At 64.5% G+C, this 24,751-nt stretch carries 19 protein-coding genes; 9 read left to right on the forward strand and 10 right to left on the reverse strand.

The features are described from left to right. Nucleotides 1–10: 10 nt before the first annotated feature. The 6 genes from F3J44_RS20480 to mreB all read right to left on the reverse strand — a co-directional run bounded on the left by F3J44_RS20480 (nt 11) and on the right by mreB (nt 8,797). Complete coding sequence (locus tag F3J44_RS20480) at nt 11–3,820, reverse strand: YhdP family protein (protein ID WP_205300018.1); 3,810 nt, start codon at nt 3,818–3,820, stop codon at nt 11–13. Nucleotides 3,821–3,908: 88 nt separating this feature from the next. Next, on the reverse strand, nt 3,909–5,366 hold the full coding sequence (gene rng, locus F3J44_RS20485; protein WP_167275459.1) for a ribonuclease G: 1,458 nt from the start codon (nt 5,364–5,366) through the stop codon (nt 3,909–3,911). A gap of 54 nt (nt 5,367–5,420) precedes the next feature. Further along, on the reverse strand, nt 5,421–6,035 hold the full coding sequence (locus F3J44_RS20490; RefSeq protein ID WP_167275462.1) for a nucleoside triphosphate pyrophosphatase: 615 nt from the start codon (nt 6,033–6,035) through the stop codon (nt 5,421–5,423). A gap of 33 nt (nt 6,036–6,068) precedes the next feature. Next, nucleotides 6,069–6,557, reverse strand: coding sequence for a rod shape-determining protein MreD (gene mreD / locus F3J44_RS20495; protein ID WP_167275464.1), 489 nt, complete (start codon nt 6,555–6,557; stop codon nt 6,069–6,071). Beyond that, a complete protein-coding gene (gene mreC / locus F3J44_RS20500) occupies nt 6,557–7,597 on the reverse strand; it encodes a rod shape-determining protein MreC (protein WP_167060757.1) in 1,041 nt (346 codons plus the stop codon). Before mreC ends, mreD begins: the two co-directional genes overlap by 1 nt. A 162-nt stretch (nt 7,598–7,759) precedes the next feature. Next, nucleotides 7,760–8,797 carry a rod shape-determining protein MreB gene (gene mreB, locus F3J44_RS20505; RefSeq protein ID WP_003255163.1) on the reverse strand — a complete coding sequence of 346 codons (1,038 nt, stop codon included), beginning with the start codon at nt 8,795–8,797 and terminating at the stop codon, nt 7,760–7,762. Between the two features lie 201 nt (nt 8,798–8,998). Here mreB and gatC point away from each other — a divergent pair, with 201 nt between their 5' ends. The 5 genes from gatC (at nt 8,999) to F3J44_RS20530 (ending at nt 13,817) form a co-directional block, all read left to right on the forward strand. Further along, nucleotides 8,999–9,286, forward strand: coding sequence for an Asp-tRNA(Asn)/Glu-tRNA(Gln) amidotransferase subunit GatC (gene gatC, locus F3J44_RS20510; RefSeq protein ID WP_110637484.1), 288 nt, complete (start codon nt 8,999–9,001; stop codon nt 9,284–9,286). A 15-nt stretch (nt 9,287–9,301) separates the two neighbouring features. After that, nucleotides 9,302–10,753 carry an Asp-tRNA(Asn)/Glu-tRNA(Gln) amidotransferase subunit GatA gene (gene gatA, locus F3J44_RS20515; protein ID WP_167060565.1) on the forward strand — a complete coding sequence of 484 codons (1,452 nt, stop codon included), beginning with the start codon at nt 9,302–9,304 and terminating at the stop codon, nt 10,751–10,753. An 11-nt stretch (nt 10,754–10,764) separates the two neighbouring features. Continuing rightward, the gene (gene gatB / locus F3J44_RS20520) at nt 10,765–12,210 is read left to right on the forward strand and encodes an Asp-tRNA(Asn)/Glu-tRNA(Gln) amidotransferase subunit GatB (protein ID WP_167275468.1); all 1,446 of its coding nucleotides are present in this window, start codon (nt 10,765–10,767) and stop codon (nt 12,208–12,210) included. A gap of 127 nt (nt 12,211–12,337) precedes the next feature. Beyond that, nucleotides 12,338–12,712, forward strand: a complete 375-nt coding sequence (locus tag F3J44_RS20525) for a septal ring lytic transglycosylase RlpA family protein (protein WP_167060570.1) — start codon at nt 12,338–12,340, stop codon at nt 12,710–12,712. A gap of 61 nt (nt 12,713–12,773) precedes the next feature. Next, nucleotides 12,774–13,817, forward strand: a complete 1,044-nt coding sequence (locus F3J44_RS20530; RefSeq protein ID WP_167060760.1) for a calcium/sodium antiporter — start codon at nt 12,774–12,776, stop codon at nt 13,815–13,817. Nucleotides 13,818–14,097: 280 nt separating this feature from the next. Here F3J44_RS20530 and F3J44_RS20535 read toward each other — a convergent pair whose 3' ends face one another. The 4 genes from F3J44_RS20535 to F3J44_RS20550 all read right to left on the reverse strand — a co-directional run bounded on the left by F3J44_RS20535 (nt 14,098) and on the right by F3J44_RS20550 (nt 18,453). Next, nucleotides 14,098–15,453, reverse strand: coding sequence for an amino acid permease (locus F3J44_RS20535; protein ID WP_167275471.1), 1,356 nt, complete (start codon nt 15,451–15,453; stop codon nt 14,098–14,100). Nucleotides 15,454–15,509: 56 nt separating this feature from the next. Then, the gene (locus F3J44_RS20540; protein WP_167060576.1) at nt 15,510–16,451 is read right to left on the reverse strand and encodes an AEC family transporter; all 942 of its coding nucleotides are present in this window, start codon (nt 16,449–16,451) and stop codon (nt 15,510–15,512) included. Nucleotides 16,452–16,636: 185 nt separating this feature from the next. Further along, nucleotides 16,637–17,197: a response regulator transcription factor gene (locus F3J44_RS20545; RefSeq protein WP_167060579.1), complete on the reverse strand. Its 561-nt coding sequence runs from the start codon at nt 17,195–17,197 to the stop codon at nt 16,637–16,639. Next, nucleotides 17,197–18,453 carry an ATP-binding protein gene (locus F3J44_RS20550; protein WP_167060582.1) on the reverse strand — a complete coding sequence of 419 codons (1,257 nt, stop codon included), beginning with the start codon at nt 18,451–18,453 and terminating at the stop codon, nt 17,197–17,199. The genes F3J44_RS20545 and F3J44_RS20550 overlap by 1 nt, the downstream gene beginning before the upstream one ends. Before the next feature lie 203 nt (nt 18,454–18,656). Here F3J44_RS20550 and F3J44_RS20555 point away from each other — a divergent pair, with 203 nt between their 5' ends. The 4 genes from F3J44_RS20555 (at nt 18,657) to F3J44_RS20570 (ending at nt 24,698) form a co-directional block, all read left to right on the forward strand. Continuing rightward, nucleotides 18,657–19,373: an SIMPL domain-containing protein gene (locus F3J44_RS20555; protein ID WP_167060585.1), complete on the forward strand. Its 717-nt coding sequence runs from the start codon at nt 18,657–18,659 to the stop codon at nt 19,371–19,373. 372 nt (nt 19,374–19,745) lie between these two features. Continuing rightward, nucleotides 19,746–21,371, forward strand: coding sequence for an ABC transporter substrate-binding protein (locus F3J44_RS20560; protein WP_167275473.1), 1,626 nt, complete (start codon nt 19,746–19,748; stop codon nt 21,369–21,371). A gap of 153 nt (nt 21,372–21,524) precedes the next feature. Beyond that, a complete protein-coding gene (locus F3J44_RS20565; protein WP_167275476.1) occupies nt 21,525–23,117 on the forward strand; it encodes an ABC transporter substrate-binding protein in 1,593 nt (530 codons plus the stop codon). Nucleotides 23,118–23,324: 207 nt separating this feature from the next. Next, a complete protein-coding gene (locus tag F3J44_RS20570; protein ID WP_167060594.1) occupies nt 23,325–24,698 on the forward strand; it encodes an OprD family porin in 1,374 nt (457 codons plus the stop codon). Nucleotides 24,699–24,751: the final 53 nt, after the last annotated feature.

Here is a 24,751-nt window from a genome sequence, read left to right on the forward strand (position 1 = left end):
GCACTCCTGGTTATTTGTCGAAAGGTTTCACAAAGGTGATTCTAGGCTCTTTCCACGGACCTTCGACGCGATAGTGCACGCTGGCGAAGCGCGAAACCCGGTCACCGATCAGCCGGTCGACCAGGAATAATGCCCCGCCCACCGCCGGCGCCCCCACGATCAGCGCAGCCAACGGCAGGTTGTTGGTCACCGGCAGGCTGACCTGCAGGTTGGCGTTGACCTGGTCACGCACCAGGTCCAGGGTGCCGTCCAGCTCGAAGTTGCTCGACGGCCCGGTGACGCTGATCGGCTCGCGGGTCACATAAACACCGTCGCTGGCCACCAGCAGGCCCTTGATCCGGTCGTAGGCCAGGCCCTTGGAAAACAGGTCGGAGAAGTCCAGGCGCAAGCGCCGGCCGATCGAGTTGAAGTTGAGCAGCCCGAACACCCGCAGGGCCTGGGCGCCACCCTCCACTTCGACGATCTGGCCGGTGCGCATGGAGGCATCCATGCTTCCCGAGAAACGCTTGAGGCCGACATACGCCGGCGAGCCGGACCAACGGCCATCGACGTCCAGGTGGAAATCGCGGCTGGTGACGGTGGGCGCGAAGCCCCAGGCCTTGAGCACATCGCCCAGGTCCTTGCCGTCAAGGCGGCCCTTGTACCAGCTGCTGGTGGCGCCGACCGCGCCCTCCCAGCCGCCGCTGCCACCGATACGCAAGCCCTTGAGGTCCAGGTCGATGTCCTGGGCCGACACGCCGCGCGCATTGGGGCGCAGTTTCAGGCCAACCCTGCCGTACAGGTCGTCGCCGCGGTACAGCTTGTCGATGGCCAGGTCCAGGGCCGGTACCTTGCGCGGGTCGAACGTGGCCAGCGGGTCGGGCCCCTCCTCCGACTGCGCCTCGGCAGGGTCGGCGGCAGGCAGGCGCAGGGTTTGCAGGCGCACGGTAATGGGCGCGCCCTGGGCGTCGGGCACCCGGGCGTTGCCGATCACTTCCTTGCTGTCCAGGCGCAAGTCCCAGGCCGGGCCACCGCGGGCCAGGCGCACCACGGCCTGGTTAAGGCCCATGCCGAAGGCCTTGAGCTGGCCGATGCTCAGGTCGACACTTTGCAGGTTCTGCCGGGCGTTGCCACCGGGGTCGTCGCCGGCAAAACGCGCCGCCTGCTCCTGCCAGGGCGCCAGGTCGAGGCTGTCGAGCCGCCCCCTGACCCGCAGGCCCTGGCCGGTCGGCAACTGCGCCTGGCCTGCACCCAGCAACAGCTCGCCACGGCCCTGGCCGAGTTTTTCCAAGGGCGCCGCGTAGGCAAGCTGGGCCAGCTCATCGTAGCGGGCATCGAAGCGTCGCTCGGGCCCTTGCAGGTTCATGCTGAACCGGCTGTTGCGGGTTTCGCCTGCGGCTTTGCCGAAGGGCGCCGGCAGGTCGATGCCCAGCCCCTTGAGCGTAGAGTCCACGCTCAGGCTATTGTCGCGGTGGCCAAGGTTGACCTGCAGCTGGTAGGGCATCTCGCCGGAAGCCGGCAGGGTCTGCTTGAACTGTAACCAGTCGGTCAAGGCCTTGAGCGCCACCTGGCCACTGGCATTGATGCGGGTCTGCATCTGCCCCGGCTGGCCTTCGGCAGTGATCTGCGCGGTAACCGGCTTGCCGAATGCCTGCAGGCTGATGCCCTTGCCACTAAGCCCCTTGTCCAGGTCGAAGCTGAAATCACCCTTCAGTTGCGTAAGGTCAAGGCTTGGCGGGGCAACTTTCAGGCGTGCATCGGCCGTGGCAAAGTCCACCAGCACTTTGGGCCGTTCGCCATGGGCCAGGGGAATGTCGAGCTTGACCTTGCCCTTGAGCGGCCCCTCGCCTTCCCAACCCGCGAAGATCTCGCCCGTGCCGATGGGCGCTTCCTTGAGAATTTTCAGGCCGTCGCCCAGGCTGCCGTCGAAACCGCCGTCCAGGTACAGGTGACTGTGCTGGCCAGCGTCGACGTGGGGGATGTTTACGTTCACGTCGCTGACCTGGGTGTCGAGCAGCAGGCCCTTCTGCGCCTTGATGCGCACGCCGCTGTCCTCGATCAGCACATCGCCATCGACGTGCTGCACCTGCGGCCAGCCTGGCTGGAAGTCCAGTGCCGCGTCGCGCACCTTGAAAAACAGGCTGATGCTGTGCGACTCGGGGGTGGCGCCATGGTTCAGCGACCCCTGGTACTGGAAGTAGCCTTGGTCGACATTGCCTTTGACGATGGCGCTGCGCAGCCACTCGTCAAGGGCTGGGCTGAGCACTTCGGGCAGGTACTTGGCGGTGTAGCGGCCATCGCCCTCGGTCATGCCAACGCGCAGGTCCATGTAGCTTTCCGCGCCTTCGTCGAACAGCAGGCGAATCAGGAAGTCACCGGCGATCTTGCCTTCGTCGCCCAACACCTTGAGGTAGGGCGCAACCAGGGTGAAGCCATGCTTGTCCAGGGCCCAGGTCAGGCGGGCATTGGCCTTCTGGTACTGCCAGGGCTTGGCGAAGATCGGGTACAGGTGGAGCATGAAGGCGTCGGTATCCAGGCGCAGCTCGCCATGGCCCAGGTCGCCGCCAATGCTGCCGCTGACGTTACCGGCCGCCGGCGCGCCGTGGTAGGCGTCGAAGCCGACCTTCTCCAGGTTGGCGGCGAACTGCAGCCGCTGGTCGCCCTCGGCCTTGGGCCGGGCGTCGAGGCGCACGTTGCGCAGGGCTCCGGTGACCTTGAGCCCGTCGACCACAGCCATGAGCTTGTCCGGCAACGGTGCCAACCCCTGGATCAACGGCGTCAGCGGCGTGAGGTCGAGGCGGTCGGCCTGCAACTGCCAGGTTTCCTCGGCCGGGTTCTGGCCTGGGCGCTGGCTGAGCTGCAAGTGCGACTCCCAGCGGGCGTCGCCCAGGCTCATGGCCAGTGAATCGACCACCACGTCGAAGCCTTCGCCCCGGCGCTGCAGCCAGGCATTGAGGGCCAGGTTATCCAGGCTCACGGCCTTGCGCTGGGCATAGGCGCCGCGCAGTTGCGGCGCATTCAGGCGAACCACTGCCTGCTGTAGCTGGCCTTTGCGCCAATCGACCCAGAATTCGCCACCGGCGCGCAGCGCTTCGGCCCGCCACTGGCCGAACAGGCGGGGCGGCAACCATTGGCTCCAGTCGCTTTGCGGCAGGCTCAGGTAGGCCTGCACTTCACTTTCACCCAAGGCCTGGGTGTTTGCCCGGCTGTGCAGGTTGATCGCCAGCGGCTGGCCATCGGGCAGGGTGGCGCGCAGGTCCAGGGCCTGACGCGAGGCGCCGGCCTGCAGGCCAAGGCTGACATAGGTAAGGGTCAGCGGGTCACGCTGCCAGGGCTGCAGGGTGACCTGGCTGTCGAACACATCGACCCGCCCCAGCTGGCGCAGGCGCTGCAGCAGTTCGGCAGGGTCCAGCGGCGTGTCGTCCTTTTTTGGCAGGCCTTCCAGGGCCCAGGCGCCCTGCTGGTCTTCGCGCAGGATCAGTTGCAGGCCGGCCAGCTGAATGCGCGCCAGGCGTACCTGGCCGGAGGTGAGGCTGGCCCACAGGTCGGGCACCACCTTGACGTCATCCAGGCGCAAGGCCGAGGCGCCCTCGCCCAGTTGCAGGTCGCGCACCCGCAGCACCGGTGCCAGGCCGCTCCAGCGCCCTTCCAGCGCGCCCACGTGCACGGGCAGGCCCAATGCCTGCTCGGCTTTGTCCTCGGCTTCAGCGCGGTATTCGGCCACCAGCGGCACCAGCTCGCGCCCGAGGCTCACGTACAGCGCCACCAGCACCGCGAGCAAGGCGCAGGTACCCAGGCCCCAGCGGGTCAAGGTCACCAGAACGCGGTTCAGACGTCCCATGGCCATCGCCCTCCAGGTCGTTTAACCATGATGGCCGCAAGTGCCGGTTTTGCCAGCTCGACCATCTTGGCGGGGTAATCAGTAAGCCTCAGAGCAGCACCACGTCGTATTGTTCCTGCGAGTACATCGACTCGACCTGGAAGCGAATGGTTCTGCCGATGAAGGCCTCAAGCTCGGCAACGTTGCCAGACTCTTCGTCCAGCAGGCGGTCGACCACTTTCTGGTTGGCCAGCACGCGGTAGCCTTCAGCCTGGTAGGCACGGGCCTCGCGGAGGATTTCGCGGAAGATTTCGTAACAGATCGTCTCAGGGGTTTTCAGCTTGCCACGGCCCTGGCAGGCCACGCAGGGCTCGCACAGTACTTGTTCGAGGCTTTCGCGGGTGCGCTTGCGGGTCATCTGCACCAGGCCCAGCTCGGTGATGCCGATGATGTTGGTCTTGGCGTGGTCGCGTTCAAGCTGCTTTTCCAGGGTGCGCAACACCTGGCGCTGGTGCTCTTCGTCTTCCATGTCGATGAAGTCGATGATGATGATGCCGCCGATGTTGCGCAGGCGCAGCTGGCGGGCAATGGCCGTGGCAGCTTCGAGGTTGGTCTTGAAGATGGTTTCTTCAAGGTTGCGGTGGCCGACGAAGGCGCCCGTGTTGACGTCGATGGTGGTCATCGCTTCGGCCGGGTCCACGACCAGGTAGCCGCCAGACTTGAGCGGCACCTTGCGCTCCAGCGCGCGCTGGATTTCGTCCTCCACGCCATACAGGTCGAAAATCGGCCGCTCGCCTGGGTAATGCTCCAGGCGGTCGGCAATTTCCGGCATCAGTTCGGCGACGAACTGCGTGGTCTTCTGGAAGGTTTCCCGCGAGTCGATGCGGATTTTCTCGATTTTCGGGTTAACCAGGTCACGCAGGGTGCGCAGGGCCAGGCCCAGGTCTTCGTAGATGACAGTGGGCGCGCCGCAGGTCTTGATCTGGCTGCCGATCTGCTCCCACAGGCGACGCAGGTAGCGGATGTCCTGCAGGATTTCTTCCGGCCGCGCGCCTTCGGCGGCGGTGCGCAGGATAAAGCCGCCGGCATCCTTGATGTTTTCGCTGTCCATGCAATCGCTGACCAGCTTCTTCAAGCGCTCGCGCTCGGCTTCGTCCTCGATCTTCAGGGAAATGCCCACATGGCTGCTGCGCGGCATGTACACCAGGTAGCGTGACGGAATCGACAGCTGTGTGGTCAGGCGCGCACCCTTGGTGCCGATCGGGTCCTTGGTCACCTGCACCACCAGGGCCTGGCCTTCGTGCACCAGGGCAGTGATGTTCTCCACCGCCGAGCCTTCGCGCTGGGAAATTTCCGAGGCATGAATGAACGCCGCCCGCTCCAGGCCGATGTCGACGAATGCCGCCTGCATGCCCGGCAGCACGCGCACCACCTTGCCCTTGTAGATATTGCCGACGATGCCGCGGCGCTGGGTGCGCTCGACATGCACTTCCTGCAGCACCCCGTTTTCCACCACCGCCACGCGCGATTCCATCGGGGTGATGTTGATCAGGATCTCTTCACTCATGGCAGGCTCTCGTCAAAGGTCTTGGATAATGATGGATCGCGTGGGCTGGGCTGGCTACCGCTTGTTTGTTACCTCTGGCAAAAGCGCCGGTACCTGCCAGCAGGCGATACCGAAGCGGGCGAGCAGTTCGGCCGTTTCGCTCAAGGGCAGCCCGACCACGGCGGAGTAACTGCCCTGCAGCCCGGTGACGAACACCGCTCCCAGGCCCTGGATGGCGTAGCCACCGGCCTTGTCGGCTGGCTCCCCGCTGGCCCAGTAGCGCTGGGCTTCGGCTTCGTCGATGGGGCGAAAACGCACACTGCTGGCGATGCACAGGCTCTCGCAGCGCTGGCCATCGGTCAGTGCCACGGCAGTCAGCACCTGATGCTCACGGCCTGCCAGGTCAGCCAGCATGGCCAGGGCATGTTCGCGGTTTTCCGGCTTGCCGAGAATTCGACCATCGAGCACCACGGCGGTGTCAGCGCCGAGCACCGCGGCGCGCTCAACCGGGGCCGCAGCCAGGCCCGCCTCGGCCTTGGCCCGGGCCAGGCGCTCAACGTAGGCCTCGGCGCCCTCACCGGGCAGCGGGGTTTCATCGACAGGGGCGCTGACCACGGTAAAGGGCACGCCAATCTGGCTCAGCAGTTCACGCCGGCGCGGCGAGCCGGAGGCTAGGTAGAGCGAGTTCATGCAGACATCTCCCTGTCAGTGGTGGCGGCGCCGTCAGTTGATATGCAGGCGCCGGCGCAGGTCGCGCAGGGCGAAGCTGATCCACGGCCAGAGCAAGGCGCTGATCACCGCCGACCACACCAGGGCCAGGGTTGGCAGGCGGTTACCGGTCAGGGCGCTGAGCCACAGCTGGATCAACTGGGCGATGCCGAAGATCACCAGGATCACCAGGCTCTGTTGCCACAACGGGAACATGCGCAGGCGCTGCTGCAACGACAGCACCAGGAAGGTGATGAGGGTGAGGATAAAGGCGTTCTGCCCCAGCAGTGTGCCATACAGCACGTCTTCGGCCAGGCCCAGGACGAAGGCGGTGGTCATGCCCACCTTGCTCGGCACGTTCAGGGTCCAGAACGATACCAGCAGCGCCAGCCACATGGGCCGGAACACTTCGAGAAACTGCGGCATGGGTGACACGCTCAGCAGCAGGCCGACGGCAAACGTCAGCCAGATAACCCAACCGTGGTTACGGCGCGACTTGGCCATCATGGCCTCCGTGGAGTGGCAGGTGCCGCAGGCGTGGCTGCGGGGCTGGCGGGCGCCTGGGCCGCCGGGGCGGCAGGTGCGGGCGAGCCAGCAGGGGCCGGGGCGGCGGCGGGCGCTGGGTGCTCGCCACTGGCGGCCGGCTGGCCGTTGGCTGCTGCACCTTTGCGGTCCGCCTCTTCCTGGGCGATGGCGGCGTCGGTGGCGCGCTGCTCCGGCGTGCGCCGGTCGCTGAACACCAGCAGCATGTAGCGGCTGCGGTTGAGTGCGGCGGTGGGGATGGCGCGAACGATGGCGAACGGCTGGCCGGAGTCGTGGATCACTTCATTGACCGTGGCCACCGGGTAACCGGCCGGGAAGCGCTGGCCCATGCCGGAACTCACCAGCAGGTCACCTTCCTTGATGTCGGCGGTATCGGCCACATGGCGCAGTTCCAGGCGTTCCGGGTTGCCGGTGCCGCTGGCGATGGCACGCAGGCCGTTGCGGTTCACCTGCACCGGAATGCTGTGGGTGGTGTCGGTGAGCAGCAGCACCCGCGAGGTGTAGGGCATCAGCTCGACCACCTGGCCCATCAGGCCACGGGCGTCGAGCACCGGCTGGCCGAGGAACACGCCGTCGCGCTCGCCCTTGTTGATCAGGATACGGTGGGTGAACGGGTTGGGGTCGACGCCGATCAGCTCGGCCACCTCGACCTTCTCGTTGACCAGCGCCGAGGAGTTGAGCAATTCGCGCAGGCGCACGTTCTGCTCGGTCAGGGCCGCCAGCTTCTGCAGGCGCCCCTGCAGCAGCAGGGCCTCGGTCTTGAGCTTTTCGTTCTCGGCAATCAACTCGGTGCGGCTGCCGAACTGGCCAGCCACGCCTTGCCACACACGTTGCGGCAGGTCGGTGATCCAGTACGATTCCATGAGCACCAGGCCCATCTGGCTGCGCACCGGCTTGAGCACGTCGAAGCGCGCGTCGACAACCATCAACGCGACCGACAGCACCACCAGTACCAGCAGGCGAACGCCCAGCGAAGGGCCCTTGGAAAAAAGCGGTTTAATGGGCCGTTCCTCGTGGACGACTCAGGAGGTCATTGGACATGGGACAACGCACCAGCCTGGTTGCGGGTTGACGGAAACGACGCCCGGACGGACGCCAGCCCAGCACATACAGGTAGCACTGCGCGTGCTACCTGTAAACCGGGCACTCGAAAGCCGCGTGGATCACTCGCTCGAAAGCAGGTCCATGGCGTGCTTGTCCATCATTTCCAGGGCGCGACCGCCGCCACGGGCGACGCAGGTCAGCGGGTCTTCGGCGACGATCACCGGCAGGCCGGTTTCCTGGGCCAGCAGCTTGTCGAGGTCACGCAGCAGCGCGCCACCACCGGTCAGCACCAGGCCGCGCTCGGCGATGTCCGAGGCCAGCTCCGGCGGCGACTGCTCCAGGGCGCTCTTGACCGCCTGGACGATGGTCGCCAGGGATTCCTGCAGGGCCTCGAGCACTTCGTTGGAGTTCAGGGTGAAGGCACGTGGCACGCCTTCGGCCAGGTTACGGCCACGCACGTCGACTTCACGCACTTCGCCGCCTGGGTAGGCAGTGCCGATTTCCTGCTTGATGCGCTCGGCGGTGGATTCACCGATCAGGCTGCCGTAGTTGCGACGCACGTAGGTCACGATAGCTTCGTCGAAGCGGTCGCCACCCACGCGCACGGACTCGGCGTAGACCACGCCATTCAGCGAGATCAGCGCGATTTCAGTGGTACCACCACCGATATCGACGACCATCGAGCCGCGGGCTTCTTCAACCGGCAGGCCGGCACCGATGGCAGCGGCCATTGGTTCTTCGATCAGGAACACTTCACGGGCACCGGCACCCAGTGCCGATTCACGGATGGCACGGCGCTCGACCTGGGTCGACTTGCACGGCACGCAGATCAGTACGCGCGGGCTTGGCTGCAGGAAGCTGTTCTCGTGCACCTTGTTGATGAAGTACTGCAACATTTTTTCACAAACGCTGAAGTCGGCGATGACGCCGTCCTTCATCGGACGAATGGCAGCAATGTTGCCGGGCGTACGGCCCAGCATGCGTTTGGCTTCGGTACCGACGGCGACGACGCTTTTCTGGTTGCCGTGGGTACGGATGGCAACAACCGAGGGCTCATTCAGGACGATACCGCGCTCACGCACGTAAATAAGGGTGTTGGCAGTACCCAGGTCGATGGAAAGATCGCTGGAAAACATGCCACGCAGTTTCTTGAACATGGGAAAGTGACCCTGGGGAAAGCGTGGGTAAAAAAGTGCGGCAAACTCTAACAATGGCAGGGATTTTGGGCAAGGAGCCAATATGTTAAATTGGCTGTTTTTCCGAGCACGCCAGCAGATGATCGCGGCCGTTAGACCGCCAAAATGCTGACATGTTCCTCACTGCGGACTATCCGCTTCTCGTTTCCCCTGGAGATCCCCATGGCGCTTGAACGCAGCGACGTGGAAAAGATCGCCCATCTGGCCCGTCTGGGCCTGAATGAAGGCGAACTGCCACGCATTACCGATGCCCTGAACAGCATTCTTGGGCTGGTCGACCAGATGCAAGCGGTCGACACCACTGGCATCGAGCCCCTGGCCCACCCCCTGGAGGCCAGCCAGCGCCTGCGTCCCGACCAGGTCACCGAAAGCAACCAGCGCGACGCCTACCAGGCCATCGCACCTTCGACCGAAAGCGGTCTGTACCTGGTTCCGAAAGTCATCGAGTAAGGGAAAGAGCCTGCCATGCATGAATTGACCCTGGCCGAGATCGCCCGCGGACTCGCCGACAAGTCGTTTTCCTCCGAAGAGCTGACCACCGCCCTGCTGGCGCGGGTCAAGCAACTCGACCCACAGATCAACAGTTTCATCAGCGTCACCGAAGACCTGGCCCTGGGCCAGGCGCGTGCCGCCGACGCCCGTCGCGCCGCCGGTGAAGGCGGTGCGCTGCTGGGTGCGCCAATCGCCCACAAAGACCTGTTCTGCACCCAGGGCGTGCGCACCAGCTGCGGCTCGAAGATGCTCGACAACTTCAACGCGCCCTACGACGCCACCGTGGTCGCCAAGCTGGCCGAAGCCGGCATGGTCACCCTGGGCAAAACCAACATGGACGAGTTCGCCATGGGTTCGGCCAACGAATCCAGCCACTATGGCGCGGTGAAGAACCCGTGGAACCTCGAGCACGTGCCAGGCGGCTCGTCCGGTGGCTCGGCCGCCGCCGTGGCTGCGCGCCTGCTGCCGGCCACCACCGGCACCGACACCGGCGGTTCGATCCGCCAGCCGGCGGCGCTGACCAACCTCACCGGCCTCAAGCCCACCTACGGCCGCGTATCGCGCTGGGGCATGATCGCCTACGCCTCGAGCCTCGACCAGGGCGGCCCGCTGGCGCGCACCGCCGAAGACTGCGCCCTGCTGCTGCAAGGCATGGCCGGCTTCGATGCCAAGGACTCCACCAGCATCGACGAACCGGTGCCGGACTACAGCGCCAGCCTGAACGGCTCGCTGCAGGGCCTGCGCATCGGCCTGCCGAAGGAATACTTCGGCGCCGGCCTCGACCCGCGCATTGCCGAGCTGGTCCAGGCCAGCGTCAAGGAGCTGGAAAAGCTCGGCGCGGTGGTCAAGGAAATCAGCCTGCCGAACATGCAGCACGCCATTCCGGCGTACTACGTGATCGCCCCTGCAGAAGCGTCCTCCAACCTGTCGCGCTTCGACGGCGTGCGCTTCGGCTACCGCTGCGAGGAGCCCAAGGACCTCACCGACCTGTACAAGCGCTCCCGTGGCGAAGGCTTCGGCGCCGAAGTGCAGCGGCGCATCATGGTCGGCACCTATGCCCTGTCGGCTGGCTACTACGATGCCTACTACGTCAAGGCGCAGCAGATCCGCCGGCTGATCAAGAACGACTTCATGGCCGCCTTCGAAGGCGTCGACCTGATCCTCGGCCCAACCACGCCGAACCCGGCCTGGAAGCTTGGCGCCAAGAGCAGCGACCCGGTCGCCGCCTACCTGGAAGACGTCTACACCATCACCGCCAACCTGGCAGGCCTGCCGGGCCTGTCGATGCCAGCCGGCTTCGTCGATGGCCTGCCGGTCGGCGTGCAGCTGCTGGCCCCGTATTTCCAGGAAGGCCGCCTGCTCAACGTCGCGCACCGCTACCAGCAAGTCACCGACTGGCACACCCGCGCCCCTAACGGCTTCTGAGGAATTCACACATGCAATGGGAAGTTGTGATCGGGCTGGAGATTCATACCCAGCTGGCCACCCAGTCGAAGATCTTCTCCGGCAGCGCCACCACCTTCGGCTCCGAGCCGAACACCCAGGCCAGCCTGGTTGACCTAGGGATGCCCGGTGTTCTGCCGGTGCTGAACCAGGAAGCCGTGCGCATGGCCTGCATGTTCGGCCTGGCGATCGATGCTGAGATCGGCAAGCGCAACGTGTTTGCGCGCAAGAACTACTTCTACCCCGACCTGCCCAAGGGCTACCAGATCAGCCAGATGGACCTGCCGATCGTCGGCAAGGGCCACCTGGACATCGCCCTGGAAGACGGCACCATCAAGCGCATCGGCGTCACTCGGGCGCACCTGGAGGAAGACGCCGGCAAAAGCCTGCACGAAGACTTCAGCGGCTCCACCGGTATCGACCTGAACCGTGCCGGCACCCCGCTGCTGGAGATCGTCTCCGAGCCGGATATGCGCAGCGCCAAGGAAGCCGTGGCCTACGTCAAGGCGATCCACGCGCTGGTGCGCTACCTGGGCATTTGCGACGGCAACATGGCCGAAGGTTCGCTGCGTTGCGACTGCAACGTGTCGATCCGCCCGAAAGGCCAGGCCGAGTTCGGCACCCGCTGCGAGATCAAGAACGTCAACTCGTTCCGCTTCATCGAACGGGCGATCAACAGCGAGATCCAGCGCCAGATCGACCTGATCGAGGACGGCGGCAAGGTGGTGCAGGAAACCCGCCTGTACGACCCGAACAAGGACGAAACGCGCTCGATGCGCAGCAAGGAAGAGGCCAACGACTACCGCTACTTCCCCGACCCGGACCTGCTGCCGGTGGTGATCGAGGACAGCTTCCTGGAAACCGTTCGCGCAGGCCTTCCCGAGCTGCCACCGCAGAAGGTCGAGCGCTTCCAGAGCCAGTACGGCCTGTCGGCCTATGACGCCAACGTGCTGGCTTCGAGCCGCGAACAGGCCGACTACTTCGAAGAAGTGGTCAAGGTTGGCGGCGATGCCAAGTTGGCCGCCAACTGGGTCATGGTCGAGCTGGGCAGCCTGCTGAACAAACTGGGCGTGGAAATCGACCAGGCCCCGGTCAGCGCCGCGCACCTGGGTGGCATGCTGCTGCGCATTCGCGACAACACCATCAGCGGCAAGATCGCCAAGACCGTGTTCGAGGCCATGGCTGCCGGTGAAGGCGATGCCGACAGCATCATTGAAAGCAAAGGCCTCAAGCAGGTTACCGACACCGGTGCGATCGACAAGATGCTCGACGAGGTGCTTGCCGCCAATGCCGAGCAGGTCGAACAGTACCGCGCCGCCGACGAGGCCAAGCGCGGCAAGATGTTCGGCTTCTTCGTCGGCCAGGCCATGAAGGCCTCCAAGGGCAAGGCCAACCCGGGGCAGGTGAACCAATTGCTCAAGGCCAAGCTCGAAGGGTGATTGTTTTTTCCCTGTAGCCCTGCGAGGGCTTCGCCCTCGTTCGCGGGCAAGCCCGCTCCCACAGGAACACCGCTACACCTGTGGGAGCGGGCTTGCCCGCGAATGGCCGCCCTGGAGAGCATCTGAATTGCTAAAGCGATCCCTCAGCACCCTCGCCCTCTTCTCCGTCTTGGCCGGCTGCGCCAGCCACGACATTGACCCCCGCGGTTACGACGAAACCGGCACCGCGTCCTATTACGGCTCACGCCACCACGGCAAACGCACCGCCAGCGGCGATGCCTTCAACCAGCACGGCCTGACTGCCGCCCACCGCAGCCTGCCGTTCGGCAGCCGGGTACTGGTTACCAACCTGGCCAACGATCGCAGCGTCGTGGTGCGCATCAACGACCGCGGCCCGCACACACGCGGGCGCCTGATCGACCTGTCACGCGCGGCTGCAGAAAAAATCGGCATGCTCCGTAGCGGAACGGCGCGCGTCCGGGTACAAGGGCTGAGCGACTGAGCCGACAGGAGTCTTCATCATTTTCGACCTGGCCACCCTCCCCACTTCCAGCCTGCTGCAACTGTGCATCGCCCTGCCGCTGCTGGTCGCCGGGGCCGAATTGCTGGTGCGCGCGGCGTTGCGCCTGGCCCTGCGCCTGCACGTGCGACCATTGATCATCGGCCTGAGCCTGGTGGCCTTCGGCAGCACCGCACCGCAACTGACCGTGAGCCTGCAGGCCGCCTACCAGGGCGCGCCCGACGTGGCCGTGGGCAGCGTGATCGGCAGCAACATCTTCAATGTGCTGGTGATTCTCGGCCTGGCGGCACTGATTATCCCGCTGCGGGTTTCACGCCAACTGGTACGCCTGGACATCCCCCTGATGATCGTGGCCAGCGGGCTGGTCTATGCCCTGTGCGGCAATGGCCAGCTGGGCCGGATCGAAGGCCTGCTGTTGCTGCTGGCACTGGGGGGCTACCTGGCCATGCTCTGGCACCAGTCGCGCCATTATTCACGCACCTACCCCGCACCGCCCCCGGTGGCCGTCAGCGCCGCACGGTTCTGGTCGGCGACCTTGCTGCAGGTGCTTTTCGGGCTGCTGTTGCTCAGCCTGGCCGGGCATTTGCTGCTGGAGGCTGCCGTGGAGGTGGCAACCGACCTGGGGCTGTCCGAACGGGTAATCGGTTTGACCGTGGTTGCGGTGTGCACCTCGCTGCCGGAACTGGCCACCGCCCTGGTCGCCGCCCTGCGCGGTGAGCGCGAGATTGCCGTGGGCACGGTGATCGGCAGCAACCTGTTCAACCTGCTGGCGGTGCTTGGGCTGACCGCGCTGGTTGCTCCACAGCCGCTGAGCATTTCACCCAACGCCCTGGGCTTCGATTTCCCGGTGATGCTGGGCGTCGCTGCGCTGAGCTTGCCGGTGTTCTACTCCGGCTACCGGGTAACACGCGCAGAAGGGCTGGTGTTTCTGTGCCTGTACCTGGCCTACGGCCTGCACGTGGCGGCCTTTACCATGGGCATGCCGCTGGCAGGGCGGCTGGAGCGGTTGATGCTGTTCTATGTGCTGCCGGTGCTGGGCCTGGTGCTGCTGTACACCACCCTGCGCGCCTGGCGGCGCCAGCACTGAAAAAGCATCGCGAGCTACGCTCGCTCCTACCAGGTCCACGCTGTACCGGCATGCGTCACACCAGGATTGCGCTGTACCGGTATGCGTCGCACCAGGATTGCGCTGTACCGGTATGCGTCGCACCAGGATTGCGCTGTACCGGTATGCGTCACACCAGGATTGCGCTGTACCAGCATGCGTCACACCAGGATTGCGCTGTACCGGTATGCGTCGCACCAGGATTGCGCTGTACCGGTAGGAGCGAGCGTAGCTCGCGATGCGCCGCTCAGCGGCGCCTGGCCTACGCCTGCCGCGCTTTCTTGATCTTGAAGGCCACCCACAACAGCAGAATCCACCCCGGAATCAGCATCACCGAAATGCGAATCGGCGGGGTCAGGTACATCACCACCAGAATCAGCACGATGAATGCCAGGCACAGGTAGTTGGTCAGCGGGTGCCCCAAGCTCTTGTAGAACGGCGTGACACCGGCTGCAAGCTTGGCCTTGCGGAACTTCAGGTGGGTGATGCTGATGCTCGCCCAGTTGATCACCAGCGCCGACACCGCCAAGGCCATCAGCAAACCAAAGGCCTCACCCGGCATCAGGTAGTTGATAACCACACACAGGCCGGTGGCGAACGCCGACACCCCCAGCGCCGTCAGCGGCACGCCACTGCGGCTCACCTTGAGCAACTGGCGCGGTGCGTCACCCTGGCTGGCCAGGCCAAACAGCATGCGGCTGTTGGCGTACACGCAGCTGTTGTAAACCGACAGCGCAGCGGTGAGCACCACGATGTTGAGGATGGTCGCCACCAGGTCGCTGTCCAGTTCATGGAAAATCATCACGAACGGGCTGCCGCCCTGCACCACCTTCTGCCACGGGTACAGCGACAGCAGCACCGCCAGCGCACCGATGTAGAAGATCAGGATGCGATACACCACCTGGTTGGTGGCCTTGGGAATGCTCTGGCGCGGGTTGTCGGCCTCGGCGGCGGTAATACCCACCAGCTCCAGGCCGCCGAACGAAAACATGATCACCGCCAGCGCCATCACCAGGCCGCTGACGCCATTGGGGAAGAACCCGCCGTACTGCCACAGGTTGGCCACGCTGGCATCCGCGCCGCCGTGGCCGCTGGCGAGCATCCAGGCGCCAAAGCCGATCATGCTGATGATCGCCACCACCTTCACCAGGGCGAACCAGAACTCCATCTCGCCGTACACCTTCACCTGGGTGAGGTTGATCAGGTTGATCGCCACGAAGAAGATCGCCGCCGTCGCCCAGGTGGGGAATTCCGGCCACCAGTACTGCACGTAGATGCCCACGGCCGTGAGCTCGGCCATGCCCACCAGCACGTACACCACCCAATAGTTCCAGCCCGAGACGAACCCTGCGAATTCGCTCCAGTACTGGTGGGCGAAGTGGCTGAAGCTACCGGCAACCGGCTCCTCGACCACCATTTCGCCCAGCTGGCGCATGATCAGGAAGGCCATCAGGCCTGCAATGGCGTAGCCCAGCAAAACGGAGGGGCCGGCCAGCTGGATGGTCTGGGCGATGCCCAGGAACAACCCGGTACCCACGGCACCGCCCAGCGCGATCAGCTGGATATGGCGATTCTTCAGCCCGCGCTTAAGCTGCTCGGGCGTGCTCTGGTCTTGCATGAAGTGTCCTTTGGCTCAGTGAGGCAGTGTTGTTGCTGTTGTTTGCAGTCAAGGATCTAGATCCATCCGCCCCACTGCAAGATGAAAATACCAATATTGGTGGTAATCGCCGCCATTAGCGTAGTAATCACGATGATTGAGGCCGCCAGTTCATGGTTGCCATTGGCCGCGCGGGCCATGACGTAGCTGGCCGCCGCCGTGGGGCTGCCGATGTAGAGGAACAGGATGCCCAGCTCCGCACCGCGGAACCCACACAGCCAGGCCCCGAGCGTGCCGATCAGCGGCAGCCAGACCATCTTCACCAGGCTTGCGTCGATGGCCAGCCTGCCACTGTCGCGCAGGGCCGCCAGCGACAGGGTGCCACCGATGCAGATCAGCGCCAGTGGCAGGGTCATCTGCGCCAGGTAGTCGCCGGAGGTAAGCAGCCAGTTGGGCAACGGCACCTGGCCGTAGGCCATGGGCGTGGCCACCAGCACGCTGAGGATCAGCGGGTTGCTGAAGATACTCTTGCAGATGCTCCAGGGGTCGGACTTCAAGTCCGGGCTGTACACCGCCAGCACCACGGCCGACAGCGAGTTGTACATGAGGATCACCAGGCCCGCGAGCACCGCGCCCAGGGAGATGCCGTAGTCACCGTAGAGGCTGGCCGCCAGGGCCAGGCCGATAACCCCGTTGTTGCCGCGAAACGCGCCCTGGGTGTAGATGCCGCGGTCGGCCAGCGGGCTGCGCCAGATGGCCATGCCCCAGGCCACGGCGAAGCCCACCAGGGTGGCGGCGACGAAGTAGAGGATGACCTTGGGTTTGACCGCGGCGGCGAGGTCGGCATGGTAGATGCCAAGGAACAGCAGCGCCGGCATGCAGACGTTGAACACCAGTTGCGAGGCGACGCGGTTGAAGTTGTCGTCGATCAGGTGGATGCGTTTGAGCAGCACGCCCATGAACAGCATGGCGAAGACGGGCGCCGTGATGTTCAGCGTCTGGATAAGAAGGGCAAGCATGCGCAAGCGGTCCTGAAGGGGTTGCCGTTAGGTGGCTAATGATACGCCAACACATCAGGAAATGCGGGGATCGAGCGGGACTTCAGGGAAGTTTTTACCGGCCTCTTCGCGGGGCAAGCCCGCTCCTACAGGAGGTTGCGATCCCTGTAGGAGCGGGCTTGCCCCGCGAAGAAGCCTGAGCTGATTCAGCGGCGAACCGGTCGCTTCTGCAATTTGCGCTGCAGGGTACGGCGGTGCATGCCCAAGGCCCGCGCGGTGGCCGAGATGTTGCCTTCGTGTTCGTTCAGCACGCGCTGGATGTGCTCCCACTGCAGGCGGTCCACCGACATCGGGTTTTCCGGCACCAGGGTGTCCAGGTCGGCATGCTCGGACAGCAGCGCTGCCAGCACGTCGTCGGCGTCGGCCGGCTTGCACAGGTAGTTGCAGGCGCCGCGCTTGACCGCTTCCACCGCCGTGGCGATGCTTGAGTAACCGGTCAGGATCACCACGCGCATTTCCGGGTCCAGTTCCAGCAGCTTGGGCAGCAGCACAAGGCCCGAGTCGCCTTCCATTTTCAGGTCCAGCGTGGCGTAGTCAGGCAGGTCCTGCTGGGCCAGGATCAGGCCTTCCTCGGCGGAACCGGCCGTGCTCACGCGAAAGCCGCGGCGGCTCATGGCGCGGGCCATGACCCGGGTAAAGGTGGCGTCATCGTCCACCAGCAGCAGGTGCGGCAGCTCTTCGCTTTCGACCTGGTTTTCTTCGCTCATCATTCATCTCCTCGCTTGCCATGGGGCAGGCGCAGTTCGGTCAGGGTGCCACCCTGTTCATGACTATAGAGTTTTACCGAACCGCCCGCACGGGTCACGCTGGCCTTGCTCAAGAACAGGCCCAGGCCGAAGCCTTTGCCCTTGGTGGTAATGAAGGGTTTGCCGATGGCTTCGGCAATGGCCGGCGGCACGCCGGGGCCATGGTCGCGGATGCTGATCAGGATATCCTGGGCGTCCCAGTCGAGGGTCACCTGCAGGTCGTCCGGGCAGGCATCGGCGGCATTGTTCAACAGGTTCAGCAGCGCCTGGGTCAGGTCTGGCGGCGGGGTCAGGCGTGGCAGCTGGCCGTCGCGCAGGCGCTGGAAGCGGTAGCTGGCCTCCGGGCGCATCAGGTGCCAGCGGTTCAGCGCCTCGTCGAGCCACACGGTCACGTCCTGCTCGACCACGGCCAGGCGGCGGTTGGCCTCGGCGGCGCGCACCAGTTGCTGCAGGGTTTCCTTGCACAGCTTGACCTGGTCTTGAAGGATCTGCAGGTCTTCCTGCAGCAAGGGGTCGGTGTGGTCCTGGCGCATCTCATTGAGCAGCACGCTCATGGTCGCCAGGGGCGTGCCCAGCTCGTGGGCGGCGCCGGCGGCCTGGGTGGCCACGGCCAGCAACTGTTCGTCGCGCAGGCTTTCTTCGCGGCGCTCGGCGCGCAGCTGTTCCTGGCGGCGCAATTCTTCGGCCATGCGCGCCGCGAAGAAGGTAATCACCGCTGCGGCCAGGGCGATGCTCAGCCACATGCCATAGACCTGCATCTTGTCCCGCGCCAGCGGCAGCCCCTCCAGCGGGTAGAACTTCACCAGCAGCAGGCTGTAGGCGGTCAGGGCGATGCCGGAAAGGATCAGCGAATACAGCCACGGCAAGGTCACCGCGGCAATCGCCAGTGGCACCAGGTAATACGACACGAACGGGTTGGTCGAGCCACCGGTGTAGTACAGCAAGGCGCTATGGATCAACAGGTCGCAGGCCAGTTGCAGGGCGTATTCGGTTTCGGTAACCGGCAGCGACAGGCGCAGGCGCAGCGCCGTGAAGGCACAGAGAATCGACGACAAGGCCAGGGTCGCGGCCAGCGACAGCCAGGGCAGCGGCAGCAGGTCGGTCCAGTAGGCGACGCCCACGGAGCCGGCCTGGGCGGCCAGGACCAAAACCCGGATTACGGTCAGGCGCCAGAGGTTCTGGCGTGTGGCGGACAGCGGTTGTACGGCAGCGAGCATGAGCTCTCCTGATGAGTGCTCCAGGAAAATCGGCTGGAGTATACCGAAGCCGGGCGCCTCGCTGCAGCGATGCGGCAAAGCGCCACACTTTGTCACAAGTTCATGGTGGCACTTTTGAACCCACTACACTGCTCCGGGTCTGATGGGCCATGCGTGATATAGACAGCCAGAACTCACGCCCACTAATTGCCAAGGAGTAACCCATGCACATGCCACGTCGCGGCGCCGCCCTCGTTCTTTCCTGCGGCCTGCTCGCCAGCCTGCCAGCGCTGGCTGCCGACGAGCCGCGTTACAACCAGGTGTCGCTGCGCGCCGAAGTCAGCAAGGAAGTGGCGCGCGACCTGATGGTCGTGACCCTTTACAGCGAAGCGCAGAACACCGACCCGGGCAAGCTCGCCAAGCAGATCACCGAAACCATGAACAAGGCGGTGCAGCAGGCGCGCCAGGTCAAGGACGTGAAAATCAGCCAGGGCAGCCGCAACAGCTACCCGGTGTACGACGCCAAGGGCCAGAAGATCACCGGCTGGCGCGAACGTGCCGAGGTGCGCCTGGAAAGCGCCGACTTCCCGGCCTTGTCCCAGCTCACCGCCGACCTGCTGCAAGACTTGAAGATGGGTGGCATGGACTTCTCCATCGCCCCGGCCACGCGCAAGGCCAGCGAGGATGAACTGCTCAAGGATGCGGTGAACGCCTTCAAGGCCCGTGCGCAACTGGCCACCGAAGCACTCGGCGGCAAGGGCTACAAGGTGGTGAGCCTGAACCTCAACAGCTCCGGCTACCCGCGCCCTTACCTGCGCAGCGCACCGATGGCGATGATGGCCAAGGCGGCGGACCAGGCGGCGCCAGCGCCGGATATCGAGGCTGGCACCAGTGAAGTCAGCATGAATGCCGATGGGTTGATCGAAGTACAGATGCCTTGAATCCAGGCGGGCTTGCCCCGCGGAGACTGGCAATGCGGTGGATGGCACCGGCTTTGCCGGTGTTCGCGGGGCAAGCCCGCTCCTACAAAAAATCTCGCTCTTACACGAATTACGGAAATTTCCTACGCACCAGAGAAGTGCGTCCTACAAACTCCCCCGCCCCGAAACATCTCGTAAAAAGCCATCATTTCGCCCACGCAAACGTTCAACTTCGCTGAAAGTTATACGAATGCGACATCCATGTACGCTCGTACTACTTTTCTGACGCCAACTATCCTCCTGAGTGTTGCATTGGGAATATCCCCTGCATAAGTATCCGCAGGTCGGCTCACGAGGCCACCTCAAATCAAAAATGACAAGAATGAGGCCACCATGCTTAAACACGCAGTCATTCCGTTCCTGCTCGGCACAGGCCTACTGGCCGGGGCCCCCTTGGCCCACGCCGCGTCCAACCTGGTGTTCTGCTCAGAAGGCAGCCCGGCAGGCTTCGACCCGGGGCAATACACCACCGGAACCGACTTCGACGCATCGGCAGAAACCGTGTTCAACCGCCTGACCCAGTTCGAACGTGGCGGCACCGCCGTGATCCCGGGCCTGGCAACCCAGTGGGATGTGGCCGACGACGGCAAGACCTACACCTTCCACCTGCGCGAAGGGGTGAAGTTCCACACCACCGACTACTTCAAGCCCACCCGCGAATTCAACGCCGACGACGTGCTGTTCACCTTCAACCGCATGCTCGACAAGAACCACCCGTTCCGTAAGGCCTACCCCACCGAGTTCCCCTACTTCACCGACATGGGCATGGACAAGAACATCGCCAAGGTGGAGAAAGTCGACGCGCACACCGTCAAGTTCACCCTCAACGAAGTGGACGCCGCGTTCATCCAGAACCTGGCCATGAGTTTCGCCTCGATCCAGTCGGCCGAATACGCCGACCAGTTGCTCAAGGACGGCAAGGCCGCCGATATCAACCAGAAGCCGATCGGCACCGGCCCGTTCGTGTTCAGCAAGTACCAGAAGGACGCGCAAATCCGCTTCAAGGGCAACAAGGACTACTGGAAGCCCGAGGACGTGAAGATCGACAACCTGATCTTCGCCATCACCACCGACGCCTCGGTGCGCATGCAGAAGCTGAAGAAGAACGAGTGCCAGGTCACCCTGTTCCCGCGCCCGGCCGACATCGAGCCGCTCAAGGCCGACAAGAACCTGCAGATGCCGCAGCAGGCCGGCTTCAACCTGGGCTACATCGCCTACAACGTGATGGACAAGATCAAGGGCAGCAACGAGCCCAACCCGATGGCCAAGCTGGAGGTCCGCCAGGCGCTGGACATGGCCGTGGACAAGAAGAAGATCATCGAGTCGGTGTACCAGGGCGCCGGCCAGTTGGCGGTCAATGGCATGCCGCCCACCCAGTGGTCCTATGACACCAGCATCAAGGACGCCCCCTACGACCCGGAAAAGGCCAAGCAACTGCTCAAGCAGGCCGGCATCAAGGAAGGCACCGAGATCACCCTGTGGGCCATGCCCGTGCAGCGCCCCTACAACCCCAATGCCAAGCTGATGGCCGAAATGCTCCAGTCGGACTGGGCCAAGATCGGCATCAAGGCCAAGATCGTCAGCTACGAATGGGGCGAGTACATCAAGCGCTCCAAAGGCGGCGAACAAGGCGCCATGCTGATTGGCTGGAGCGGCGACAACGGCGACCCGGACAACTGGCTGGGCACCCTGTATGGCTGCGATGCCATCGACGGCAACAACTTCTCCAAGTGGTGCTACAAGCCCTACGACGACCTGATCAAGCAGGCCAAGGCCACCTCCGACCAGGCCAAGCGCACCGAGCTGTACCAGAAGGCCCAGCACATCCTCAAGGAACAGGTGCCAATCACCCCGATCGCCCACTCCACGGTGTACCAGCCGATGAGCGCCAAGGTGAAGGACTTCAAGATCAGCCCGTTCGCGCTGAACGCCTTCTACGGTGTCAGCGTGGATAACTAGGGCCGGTCCCTGGCCCCGCCGAGCCACGGCGGGGTCCACCTCACCGCACACACGCACTCGCCATCCGCCCCGACGCTACCCGCGACGGGGGCGGGAAACTGTTGCCGCCATTGGTACCCCGGGGCGGTGAAAACAGCTGGAAAAGGAACCGCCATGCGCCACGTCACTCGCCTTTCGACCCTGCTCGCCGTGGGCCTGCTCAGCCAGGCCCCTGCCCTTCACGCCAAGAACCTGGTGTTCTGCTCCGAAGGCAGCCCGGCGGGCTTCGACACCGCCCAGTACACCAGCGCCACCGACAACGATGCCGCCGAGCCGATCTACAACCGCCTGGTGGAATTCGAACGCGGCGGCACCGCCGTGCAACCGGCCCTGGCAACCCGCTGGGAGGTGTCCGACGATGGCCTGCGCTACACCTTCCACCTGCGCGAAGGCGTGAAGTTCCACGCCAACAAGGCCTTCACCCCCCGCCGCGACTTCAACGCCGACGATGTGCTGTTCACCTTCAACCGCATGCTCGACAAAAACCACCCGTTCCGTAAGGCCTACCCTACCGAGTTTCCCTATTTCATCAGCATGGGCCTGGACAAGAACATCGCCAGCGTCGAGAAAACCGGCGCGCTGAGCGTGGTGTTCACCCTGAACAAGGTCGATGCCGCGTTCATCCAGAACCTGGCGATGAGCTTTGCCTCCATCCTGTCTGCCGAATACGCCGACCACCTGCTGGCCAGCGGGCGCCCCAGCGACATCAACCAGCAGCCGATCGGCACCGGCCCGTTCGTGTTCCAGCGTTACCAGAAGGACTCGCAGATTCGCTACAAGGGCAACAAGGACTACTGGGCGCCCGAGCAGGTGAAGCTCGACAACCTGGTGTTCTCGATCAACACCGACCCTTCGGTGCGCATCCAGAAACTGCGCCGCAACGAATGCCAGGTCACCCTGCACCCGCGCCCGGCCGACCTGCCGGCGCTGCAGGCCGATGGCAAGCTGCAGGTGCTGCAGCAACCGGGCTTCAACCTCGGCTACATCGCCTACAACACCCAGCACCCACCGTTCGACCGCCTGGAAGTGCGCCAGGCCATGGACATGGCGGTCAACAAGCAGGCGATCCTCCAGGCGGTGTACCAGGACTCCGGGCAACGGGCGGTCAACGCCATGCCGCCAACCCAGTGGTCCTATGACAACAGCATCAAGGACGCCCCGTTCGACCCGCAAAAGGCCAGGCAATTGCTGCAGCAGGCCGGGGTCGAGCCGGGCACCGAGATCACCCTGTGGGCCATGCCCGTGCAACGCCCCTACAACCCCAACGCCAAGCTGATGGCCGAAATGCTCCAGGCCGACTGGAACACGCTCGGTTTCAAGGTGCGCATCGTCAGCTACGAATGGGGTGAGTACCTCAAGCGCATGAAAAGCGGCGAACACGACATCGCCCTGATCGGCTGGACCGGCGACAACGGCGACCCGGACAACTGGCTGGGCACCCTTTACAACTGCGATGCCATCGGCAGCAACAACTACTCGCTGTGGTGCGACCCGCAGTACGACCGCCTGGTCAAGCAGGCCAAGCAGGTCACCGACCGCGCGCAGCGCACGGCGCTGTACCAGCAGGCCCAGCAGCGGCTCAAGCAACAGGTGCCGATCACCCCGGTGGCCCATTCCACCGTCAACCAGCCTTTGAGTATCAAGGTGGCCGATTTCAAGGTCAGCCCGTTCGGGCGCAATGACTTTTCCGGCGTGAGTGTCGATTAGGCGATAGCCAGGCCCGGCCTCTTCGCGGGCAAGCCCGCGCCCACACAGGGATCACGTTCCCCCCTGTAGGAGCGGGCTTGCCCCGCGAAGAGGCCAGCAAACCCCACACAACGCCCCCAATTTGGCCCACCACCCCGGGCAACCCTGGCAACACCCCGGCCCACAAGGCCACACCACAACGAACAAAAACAGAAAGGGAGCTTCACCTTGAAAGTATTTACCCTAACCGCATTAGCCCTCGCCACCCTGGCCAGCACCGCCCAGGCCGACCCGCAAAGCCAGGACTACATCCCGTTCAGCCTGAAATCCAGCAGCGAGCAAGACGCCGCCAAAGGCTTCATCGACGGCCAGAGCCTGTCCGGCACCACACGCAACTGGTACGCCCGCGAACGCGCCACCCGCGCACCGCTGTGGAAGTACTACAAGGCCGACGGCACGCGCCACGACACCCACAGCCGTGACAACTGGCTGCAAGGCACCATCCTCAACTACAGCTCCGGCTTCACCCAGGGCACCGTCGGCTTTGCCGTCGAGGCCGCCGGCTACAACGCCATCGCCCTGGAACAGGGCCGTGCGGCGATTGCCGGGCCGAACAACCGCACCCTGACCCACAGCGACGGCGACCCGCTGGGCCAGTGGAGCAAGATGGGCCTGGCCAACGTCAAGGCGCGGGTGTCCAACACCACCCTGACCGTGGGCCGCCAGTCGGTGGACACGCCGATGATCGCCTACATCGGCAACCGCGCCCTGCCGTCGAGCTTCCAGGGCGCGTTCCTGCACAGCGCCGAGTTCGACAACCTGAGCTTCGACCTGGGCACCTTCGACCGCGTCTCGCCGCGTACCGAACAGAGCCTGAGCAAGTTTCGCAGTGAATACGGCGCCACCGGTGTCGAAACCGACCGCGCCAGCACCGCCGGCATCAACTACCAGCCGCTCAAGAGCCTGAGCACCAGCCTCTACGCCACCCGGGTCGACGACTTCTGGAACCAGTACTACGTCGGCGCCAACCACGTGCTCGGCGACAGCGCCGTGCTGGCCCTGACCACGGGCCTGAACTACTACAAGACCGTGGACACCGGCAGCAAGAAGATGGGTGACATCGACAACGACACTTACAGCCTGTCGCTGGGCCTGACCCACCAGGCCCACACCCTCACGGCGTCCTGGCAGCAGGTCAACGGCAACGAGTACTTCGACTACCTGCACGAAACCAACGGCATCTACCTGGCCAACTCGCTGCTGTCGGACTTCAACGGCCCCAACGAGAAATCGCTGCAGATTTCCTACGTGCTGAACATGGCGCCCTACGGCGTGCCGGGCCTGAAGTTCAACCTGTACAACGCCCGCGGCTGGGGGATCGACGGCACCCACTACAAGGGCAGCGCCTACGACGTCACCGGCATGGACGGCGAAACCCACTACGAGTGGGGCATCGGCACCAGCTACGCGGTGCAGAGCGGGCCGCTGAAAGACACCAGCATCCGCGCCACCTACACCGCCCACCGGGCCAGCAAGGCCCAGGCCGATGGCAGCCTGGACGAATTGCGCATCGTCACCACCATTCCGTTCAACATTCTCTGACCACTGGCGCCACGGCCCGCGCCAACAACGGGCCGTGGCGGCTACGCTGGAAT

The organism is Pantoea sp. Tr-811 (assembly GCF_011752535.1).
Lineage (GTDB): Bacteria > Pseudomonadota > Gammaproteobacteria > Pseudomonadales > Pseudomonadaceae > Aquipseudomonas.

Coding starts and splice junctions, on each gene's coding strand:
- gatA (WP_167060565.1), top strand. CDS start 9,302: ATGCATGAATTGACCCTGGCCGAGATCGCCCGCGGACTCGCCGACAAG.
- F3J44_RS20535 (WP_167275471.1), bottom strand. CDS start 15,453: ATGCAAGACCAGAGCACGCCCGAGCAGCTTAAGCGCGGGCTGAAGAAT.
- gatC (WP_110637484.1), top strand. CDS start 8,999: ATGGCGCTTGAACGCAGCGACGTGGAAAAGATCGCCCATCTGGCCCGT.
- mreB (WP_003255163.1), bottom strand. CDS start 8,797: ATGTTCAAGAAACTGCGTGGCATGTTTTCCAGCGATCTTTCCATCGAC.
- F3J44_RS20545 (WP_167060579.1), bottom strand. CDS start 17,197: ATGAGCGAAGAAAACCAGGTCGAAAGCGAAGAGCTGCCGCACCTGCTG.
- F3J44_RS20565 (WP_167275476.1), top strand. CDS start 21,525: ATGCGCCACGTCACTCGCCTTTCGACCCTGCTCGCCGTGGGCCTGCTC.
- F3J44_RS20490 (WP_167275462.1), bottom strand. CDS start 6,035: ATGAACTCGCTCTACCTAGCCTCCGGCTCGCCGCGCCGGCGTGAACTG.
- mreD (WP_167275464.1), bottom strand. CDS start 6,557: ATGGCCAAGTCGCGCCGTAACCACGGTTGGGTTATCTGGCTGACGTTT.
- F3J44_RS20550 (WP_167060582.1), bottom strand. CDS start 18,453: ATGCTCGCTGCCGTACAACCGCTGTCCGCCACACGCCAGAACCTCTGG.
- rng (WP_167275459.1), bottom strand. CDS start 5,366: ATGAGTGAAGAGATCCTGATCAACATCACCCCGATGGAATCGCGCGTG.
- F3J44_RS20480 (WP_205300018.1), bottom strand. CDS start 3,820: ATGGGACGTCTGAACCGCGTTCTGGTGACCTTGACCCGCTGGGGCCTG.
- gatB (WP_167275468.1), top strand. CDS start 10,765: ATGCAATGGGAAGTTGTGATCGGGCTGGAGATTCATACCCAGCTGGCC.
- F3J44_RS20540 (WP_167060576.1), bottom strand. CDS start 16,451: ATGCTTGCCCTTCTTATCCAGACGCTGAACATCACGGCGCCCGTCTTC.
- F3J44_RS20560 (WP_167275473.1), top strand. CDS start 19,746: ATGCTTAAACACGCAGTCATTCCGTTCCTGCTCGGCACAGGCCTACTG.
- F3J44_RS20555 (WP_167060585.1), top strand. CDS start 18,657: ATGCACATGCCACGTCGCGGCGCCGCCCTCGTTCTTTCCTGCGGCCTG.